The organism is Pseudomonas sp. ES3-33 (assembly GCF_000952175.1).
Classification (GTDB): Bacteria; Pseudomonadota; Gammaproteobacteria; order Pseudomonadales; family Pseudomonadaceae; genus Aquipseudomonas; species Aquipseudomonas gregormendelii.
The window spans coordinates 1-6,420 of sequence record NZ_JZRI01000003.1 but is presented as its reverse complement, the minus strand read 5'-3'; the positions used below and the strand labels follow the sequence as shown (position 1 = coordinate 6,420).

Below are 6,420 nucleotides of genomic sequence, written 5' to 3'. Positions count from 1 at the left end.
GTTGAATTAAATGGAGAGCTAAGCTTTGTCATGGAACAGTCTGGTTCCGAGATCAGTTACTACCCTTACACCAGTAATATCAGTGAGATCATAACCGCTCAGGGTGATGGCGCCGCCTTTGCGGAAATGCACTCATGTATGGCTACTAGAGTCTTCGATTTGCTTGCGCTTATGAAAGAACACCAGCGAATTCAAGATATGCTGATTAGCAGTGGCGTCATTAAAGAGCTGTGAGCGTGCTAGAAAGCCCGGCGCATGGCATAAGGCGATCATCGTACTATTTACAGACTTCCCCCTCGTGGCGGGCTTCTGAGGGGCTTTCAGTGACCCCGGATGTGCCCAATCGGCCCCGGTAATCAGGAAAAGCTAAACGCTGAATTCTTTCATGACAGTACCGGGGCGGTCGCCCGTTCGACCCCTCATCGTGGGCAGCATTTAACTTATTCGCAGTGCCTACAGCCCGATGTCATCCATCAGTGCGGCTCCGCGCTGCGCATTCGTTCCGTAGCCTTTGCGCAGCGCGGCTTCGTAGATTTGAGTGAGTGTTTTTTCGTGGCCGCCCGGTCGAATCGCGATCTCTGACAGATCAATGTTCGGCTTCTCCAGTTTGATGAAGTAGACCATGGCATTAATGAGCATTTCGGAAATCTGGCTGGAGAACTTCCTGCTGCGGTCATCACATCGCCCGAAGCTGTCCCATACTTCGTGGGGCATCGATGTTGTTTCAAAAGGCGGGAGCCCTGCTGACAACACGACCTTTTTGAAGATGTCTTTTTGAAAACAAAAGTCGTCGTCGCCATCGTTGAAATTCTCGTAGTCCTGTGACCAGCGAAACTCAGGTGGAGTGTCCGGGTTCATCAAACGCCCCCTTCACTGCGCGCATCTTCTTCGAGCAAGTGTTGGGCGCGTGCGCGCAACTGCGCCTCACGGGCGTCGAGCCATTGGCTCATCTCGTTAACGGTGAGGTGTTGCGCGGATTTGCCGAAGATCATTTTTCGCTCCTGTTCACAGCTTAACCAGCAATTGTTTAACCCAGGCAGCAACACAGAATCGCTCTACGGCAGTCAGAGAGCGCCACAGACGGACGCTTTCCCTCCGGCTGCGCACTGGCAGCCAATTTGTGCCGATACGACCCTGTAGGCGCAGCCCGTGGTCGCGCCAGATCTATTCTTACATCCAAGCAAAATCAAGCCAAAGTCGTCTGGCGACACCGGGCGACCAGCAACCAGCGGCCTTCGGCCCCTTGTAACTAGCCACCTCAAAGTAATGCGGCTAATAAATGAATACGCATACGCCCTATTTACATGTGCGCATGCGGCCTTTACAATAGGTCGTATGATGGCTTGGCGAGATAGGATTATGCGTATCAAAGAAGCAGGAAAAAGACTCCAGCTAGTGCGTACAACGTATACACCCGAGAGCCGCCGAGGGGTTGATAAAATGATTGCTAGCGTCAGTTCTGAGGCGATCAATGTTCCGTTTGACGTTCTTCCACTGCTCACGCCTGAGGAAATTAAACAGGTCAACGATGCTTTGCTCAAGCGGTATGTAGCAAAGCAGAAAGAGTCTTATAGGATGGCTCTTAAGGAAGGTTTTGTCGCGGCTGGGACACTGGCTGTGGATGCGCTGACCTATTCCGATATTGTTGATGCACTGACACCTGAAGAAGTGACCAATCTCTGGTCTGTACTTGGGAGGGTGCAGCGGGCAATGGAAAAGGCGAAGCTGCCAAGGCCAAAAGATAGGTAAAACGAGGCCCGTGGTCAGTCTGAAAAAAGACAGACTAAATCAAGCTAAGAAAAGCCCGGCATGGCCGGGCGGGAAGGTCGCTCCTTCGACGCGCAGCGGCGGCCTAGCTCTCATACGCATCCTCTGCGTCTCTCCGTGGCCGTTTGGCCTTGTCAGGCGTCCTGCCGTTCGCAATCCCTTGCCTTATGCCTGTCACAGCACCTTTCACGACTGCTCGTATCAGGCCTTCAAGAACCTCAAAAATCGCTTCCATCAAGTTTCGCTCAACTTCCAGGGCTTTTCTGTAGTCGGGATCTTGATCGCCGTTATCAAACTTTCGCACTTTCCCTATGCCTGCTTTTACAAGTGCGTCCCAAACTTCATCCGTAACTTCCGGTTTTGAAATCACAACATATTCGCCGCTGATAGGTAGATGTTCTAAATTGCTGGATGCAGTATAAATTTCATCTATAAGTTTTTGCCCTTTGTATTGTTTATGAATTTCTACAAGTGCTATTTTTTGTTCCTGGGTCAATCTCAAAAAATCGATCATGGTTATTATCCTTATTGTTGTTTTGGTGTTGCTTTATTAATTTCGTGGAATAGCGCTGTTTGCAATAGCGCTTACTTCCTAAAATCCGCTTTGTATTGATCGAGTGACAATGATGCGGCCACGGCTTTAATTCCGATTGACCTTCGATTTATTTCATCGGGCGGCACATACTCATCAGCGCAAGTGTTAGTTATCGCGCACATCCATTTTTCGCTACCCAGTATTTTTGACGAAAATTCTTCGTATAGTTCAACTTTACCGGGCTTACTTTCGCCGTCCTCCGAGAGTGTGCCGTGTATACAAAAGAAAAGGCGCTCTGTGAAAGTCCCAGTAAAATCAAGGAAATGCTTATTTTCAGTGTTTTCATGGTGGCCGTTTTTTGTTGTTGTTTTTATCACTATATATTGGAGCAAGAGAAAAAAACACTTGAAAGTGCGTTTGCTGAAGTGCCGTAATAAAGGCGAACAAGGCTCCTCAACAACATGTTCCATGTTGTCGACCTTGTTGGGCTCTGCCCAAACCCGATGGGGTTCCCCCATACCCCTAGAAGCCAACAACAAAAACAAGAGGCTAACCATGGAAAGAACTATCCACCTGCAAGCGAAGCTTACTGAGGCCCAGCATGCAAAGCTCAAAGCCAAGGCCGCCAAGGCCGGGATGGGCCTTGCAGAGCTTGTAGTCGCGATGATTGAAAGTCGCGAAGTGGTTGAAGCAAAAGCCGATGCGCGTCCAGTAATTAGAGAGCTCATTGGCTGGTTTGGTCGGATAAACTCGAACTTAAATATGATCTCTAAACACGCAAATACATACCGGCACAACGCGCAGACCCCCTTAATGATTCATGTGTTGAACGATATACGCGCTCATGTCCTGGATATCACCAAGAATGCTGAAAAACTCCAGCCACGACCTGGGAGGCCCTTTCATGATTAATGGATTGTCGAAATGGACAACAAGCCCGGGTAAGGCCATCAAATATTTTCTTGGTGATGATTATTTAGACAAAAAAGAAAATGTAAGGAAGCCTCGGGAGCCGAAGCCTTCCATTTTGGAAGGTGATCCGCAAGCTATTAAATTTGTCTGTGACCAACTGGAGTTTAAAAGCAAGTACACAACCGGAGTGCTGAGTTTTACTGAAGAAGAAACCGCATTGATAGCGGATAATTCAGAACTAAAAGATAAAATATTACAAGACTTTAAAGATTTTGCTTTCGCTGGGATATCTGATGATGCTAGGCAATTTCTTGCAGTTGAACACACGCACACTAGACGACTTGAAATCCACTATATGATTCCGCGTGTCCACTTAGAGAGTGGGAAATATAGAAATCCTTTTCCTCCTAATTATGACGGCAAAGTCGGCAAAGGGAATAATCAGGCATTTATTAAAGAGAACGATGCTTATATAGACCACGCATGCGCCAAGTTTGGATTAACTAATCCGAGAGATCCAGCTATAGCGCGTGATTTAAGAATAAGTTCGTTTGATCCAGCGTCTGCCAGCAAAAGAGATTATCACAAACTTGTTTGTGATTTAGTTGATTCGAAGCATATATCGTGCCGTGAAGATATATCAGAGTTTTTTAAAGCTTTGGGTGGGACAATAACTAGAAATGGTGATGATTATATATCCGTGAAATTTCTGGGTGATAAAAAAGCCATGCGTTTTAAGGGTGATATATATGACAGCGCTTACTTTGGATCAGAAGCTATTATCAATGGAGGAATTCAGAATAATTCAGGAATTGAAGAAGGAGCAATTGAGCGAGAATACGCAAACGTATTACAACATAGAACTGAGGAAACACTTAGACGCCATAGCCCGGAAAGATGGAGAGATATCGAATTTGGAGAGCCAGAACTGGCGATTACAAGTCAAGAACTCGGATTTGAATCAGGATTTAGCGAACTTGAGGCACAATTTGAGGCATTTGAAAATAGCACTAACGATTGTGCTGATATCAAGTCTGCCGCTGCTGATTTTGTTAGTAGTAATAGCGAAGAAGTGACAGCGGCGCAGGGAAAGGCTGCAAGTATCCCGACCGGCGTTAGCGATGTTGCTAGTGTTGCAGCAATGGTTAGTGATGATCCGGCAATACGATTTTTTAACAATCAGGTCAAACAGCACGTAGAAGAGCAAATACAGCGCGCCCTTGCGGCTGCTAAAAATGGCGGTATGTGGTCAGAGCCGTCAAAATCAGACAAGTTACAGATGGAACGTATCCGAGTTGCGATAAATGCCATGATCGGAATGCTCACTGGTATTAATGTTGAACGCCCAGGTGCGCGCTTTGATCGCAAAGCACTGGCCGAGGCCATAGCGAAAGCCTCATACCTCTCACAGCAACGCGCTGCGGTGCTCGAGGCGGAGCGTCAGAAGATAATTCATGACGCAGTAGCCGAAAAACGTGCACTCGCTCTGTACGCGCAACAGGACGCCGAAGATAAGGCCCGGCAGGATCGCGAGCGCCGCGTTCCAAGTTGGAAGCGCAATGGTTACGACATTGACGAAGAGAACAAATTAACCAACGGATAACGAAAAATATTCTACTTCCAAAATCCCAGTAAATTCACGGAAAAACGAAAGTTGCACTATCGCGGATAAAAAATACCATTTGCGTCACTTATGATTGATTTGTAATCTGTCAGCAGTGACCAATTATTGGGTGTTTTATGAAAGAACCTGTTGTACACAAAACGAGATCTGGAGCGACCAGACAAGCCGAATACGCTGCCCGCATGCGCGCTGACGGGTTTAAGCAGAGAACGCTTTGGCTTAAAGAGGAAGAGTCTCGTCAAGTTGACAAGTTGCTGAGCAAACTTAGGTTTGGTGATAGTCATGAGTGATGATAGCTATTATCTCGATAGTCTTAGAGAGTACGGCCTTAAAACAACGTACCAAGAAATGTTGAATTCCGAAATGCATAACGTGCTTTTTGGGTTTCGTAAGGGTGAAACCGCAAAACTCGTAGAGTGGAATGAGAAGTTTAGGGGGGTACCAAACGCTATCTTGCGCAGTGCTCTGTTCGGCGCCATCGGCAGGGGGGAGCGTGCTACCAACTTATCCAAGCTCATTGCGAGCCCTCAGGGGTTGACCATCACACACTGCGGCCCGCAGCTCGATCAGGCGGATCTCGACGTTTGGGAGCAATGTCTACATATGTCGCGGACTACACCGCTTGGAATTAGCTTTGAGACCACCGCATATCAATTTCTCAAAGCAATTGGCAGAGATACTGGTACGTCTCAAAAAGAGTGGCTGAAAAATTCATTCATGCGGTTGCTGCAATCAACTATAACAGTAAGAGATGGTGACGTAATATATGCAGGTCATCTTATTCATGACTATCTGCGCAATGAAAAAACTGGGCGCCATTGTATTACAATTAACCCTAAGATAGTTAGCCTATACGGTAAAGGTAAGTGGACTTTGTTTGAGTGGAAAGACCGGATGGCTCTCAGGCGTCATCCATTAGCTCAATGGTTACATGGCTTTTATTTAACTCATGCAAAATCATTTTACTACAAAGTTGAGACTATCCACAAACTGTGTGGAAGCAAGTCTAAGAATGTTAATGATTTTAAAAAGGACATTCGAAAAGCTTTTACGTTTATGGATGCGACTATTGGCTGGAAGGGGGAAATCAACGATAAGGGCCTTATCACGATGACCCGGCCAATTTCCCGTGCCCAGCAGCGTCATCTGAGACACAAATTACCATATTAACAAGCGCTGCTTTGGCGCCAAACAGGGGGGCATAGAACCCCTGAAAAATGGGGGCATAGAACCCCCGATATAGGGCATAGAATCCCTGCGGACGGGGCATAGAACCCCTGCCTAGGGGGGCATAGAACCCCTAAATGGCTGTCTGCCAAGAGGGCTGGAGCCAGCGTAATACAAGGCATCCAGCGATTTAGCGAAAAGTCGCTAATCGTTTTTTAATCATCAAAAATCAAAAGCCCAGATAGGTCGCCGAGATAACAGCAGAGCCTTTGAGGAGCAAGAGCCAGCTGCGCATTCCACGCCATCCGGCCACCCAGTCCACCAACATCCGGCCACCCGTTCCACGCTCATCCGGCCAGGCAGTCGGAGCGCAGCGACGCAGGTTTGCATTGTTAGTCTGAAGTCCCTGTCGTCG

The 6,420-nt window shown here is 47.4% G+C and carries 8 protein-coding genes and 1 pseudogene; 5 read left to right on the top strand and 4 right to left on the bottom strand.

The annotated features are described in order from the left end of the window. Positions 1-234, top strand: a pseudogene (locus UB23_RS00405) (recombinase family protein); the annotation flags it as partial. Between the two features lie 219 nt (positions 235-453). Here the strand turns inward: UB23_RS00405 and UB23_RS00400 are convergent. Together UB23_RS00400 and UB23_RS30480 are read right to left on the bottom strand one after the other, a co-directional pair. Next, positions 454-858, bottom strand: a complete 405-nt coding sequence (locus UB23_RS00400; RefSeq protein WP_045057418.1) for a hypothetical protein — start codon at positions 856-858, stop codon at positions 454-456. Further along, positions 858-992 carry a hypothetical protein gene (locus UB23_RS30480; protein WP_269082862.1) on the bottom strand — a complete coding sequence of 45 codons (135 nt, stop codon included), beginning with the start codon at positions 990-992 and terminating at the stop codon, positions 858-860. The genes UB23_RS00400 and UB23_RS30480 overlap by 1 nt, the downstream gene beginning before the upstream one ends. Before the next feature lie 367 nt (positions 993-1,359). Here UB23_RS30480 and UB23_RS00395 point away from each other — a divergent pair, with 367 nt between their 5' ends. After that, entirely contained in the window at positions 1,360-1,749 is a 390-nt protein-coding gene (locus tag UB23_RS00395) for a hypothetical protein (RefSeq protein ID WP_045057417.1), read from the top strand. Positions 1,750-1,852: 103 nt separating this feature from the next. Here the strand turns inward: UB23_RS00395 and UB23_RS00390 are convergent, their stop codons facing one another. Both UB23_RS00390 and UB23_RS00385 read right to left on the bottom strand, forming a co-directional pair. Continuing rightward, on the bottom strand, positions 1,853-2,281 hold the full coding sequence (locus UB23_RS00390) for a hypothetical protein (protein WP_045057416.1): 429 nt from the start codon (positions 2,279-2,281) through the stop codon (positions 1,853-1,855). A 71-nt stretch (positions 2,282-2,352) separates the two neighbouring features. Further along, positions 2,353-2,859 carry a hypothetical protein gene (locus UB23_RS00385; RefSeq protein WP_045057415.1) on the bottom strand — a complete coding sequence of 169 codons (507 nt, stop codon included), beginning with the start codon at positions 2,857-2,859 and terminating at the stop codon, positions 2,353-2,355. Between UB23_RS00385 and UB23_RS00380 the strand changes: the two genes are divergently transcribed. From UB23_RS00380 to trfA, 3 genes are all read left to right on the top strand, one after another. Continuing rightward, positions 2,858-3,214, top strand: coding sequence for a plasmid mobilization protein (locus tag UB23_RS00380; protein WP_045057414.1), 357 nt, complete (start codon positions 2,858-2,860; stop codon positions 3,212-3,214). The two genes, UB23_RS00385 and UB23_RS00380, sit on opposite strands and share 2 nt — an antisense overlap. After that, entirely contained in the window at positions 3,207-4,817 is a 1,611-nt protein-coding gene (locus UB23_RS29020) for a hypothetical protein (protein ID WP_152644215.1), read from the top strand. Before UB23_RS00380 ends, UB23_RS29020 begins: the two co-directional genes overlap by 8 nt. Positions 4,818-5,120: 303 nt before the next feature. Then, the gene (trfA, locus tag UB23_RS00365) at positions 5,121-6,008 is read left to right on the top strand and encodes a plasmid replication initiator TrfA (RefSeq protein WP_052672949.1); all 888 of its coding nucleotides are present in this window, start codon (positions 5,121-5,123) and stop codon (positions 6,006-6,008) included. Positions 6,009-6,420 lie beyond the last annotated feature (412 nt).

What these genes read in the sequence shown, in the direction of transcription:
- trfA (WP_052672949.1), top strand. Translation starts at nt 5,121, where the DNA reads ATGAGTGATGATAGCTATTATCTCGATAGTCTTAGAGAGTACGGCCTT.
- UB23_RS00400 (WP_045057418.1), bottom strand. Translation starts at nt 858, where the DNA reads ATGAACCCGGACACTCCACCTGAGTTTCGCTGGTCACAGGACTACGAG.
- UB23_RS00380 (WP_045057414.1), top strand. Translation starts at nt 2,858, where the DNA reads ATGGAAAGAACTATCCACCTGCAAGCGAAGCTTACTGAGGCCCAGCAT.
- UB23_RS00385 (WP_045057415.1), bottom strand. Translation starts at nt 2,859, where the DNA reads ATGGTTAGCCTCTTGTTTTTGTTGTTGGCTTCTAGGGGTATGGGGGAA.
- UB23_RS29020 (WP_152644215.1), top strand. Translation starts at nt 3,207, where the DNA reads ATGATTAATGGATTGTCGAAATGGACAACAAGCCCGGGTAAGGCCATC.
- UB23_RS00395 (WP_045057417.1), top strand. Translation starts at nt 1,360, where the DNA reads ATGCGTATCAAAGAAGCAGGAAAAAGACTCCAGCTAGTGCGTACAACG.
- UB23_RS00390 (WP_045057416.1), bottom strand. Translation starts at nt 2,281, where the DNA reads ATGATCGATTTTTTGAGATTGACCCAGGAACAAAAAATAGCACTTGTA.
- UB23_RS30480 (WP_269082862.1), bottom strand. Translation starts at nt 992, where the DNA reads ATGATCTTCGGCAAATCCGCGCAACACCTCACCGTTAACGAGATGAGC.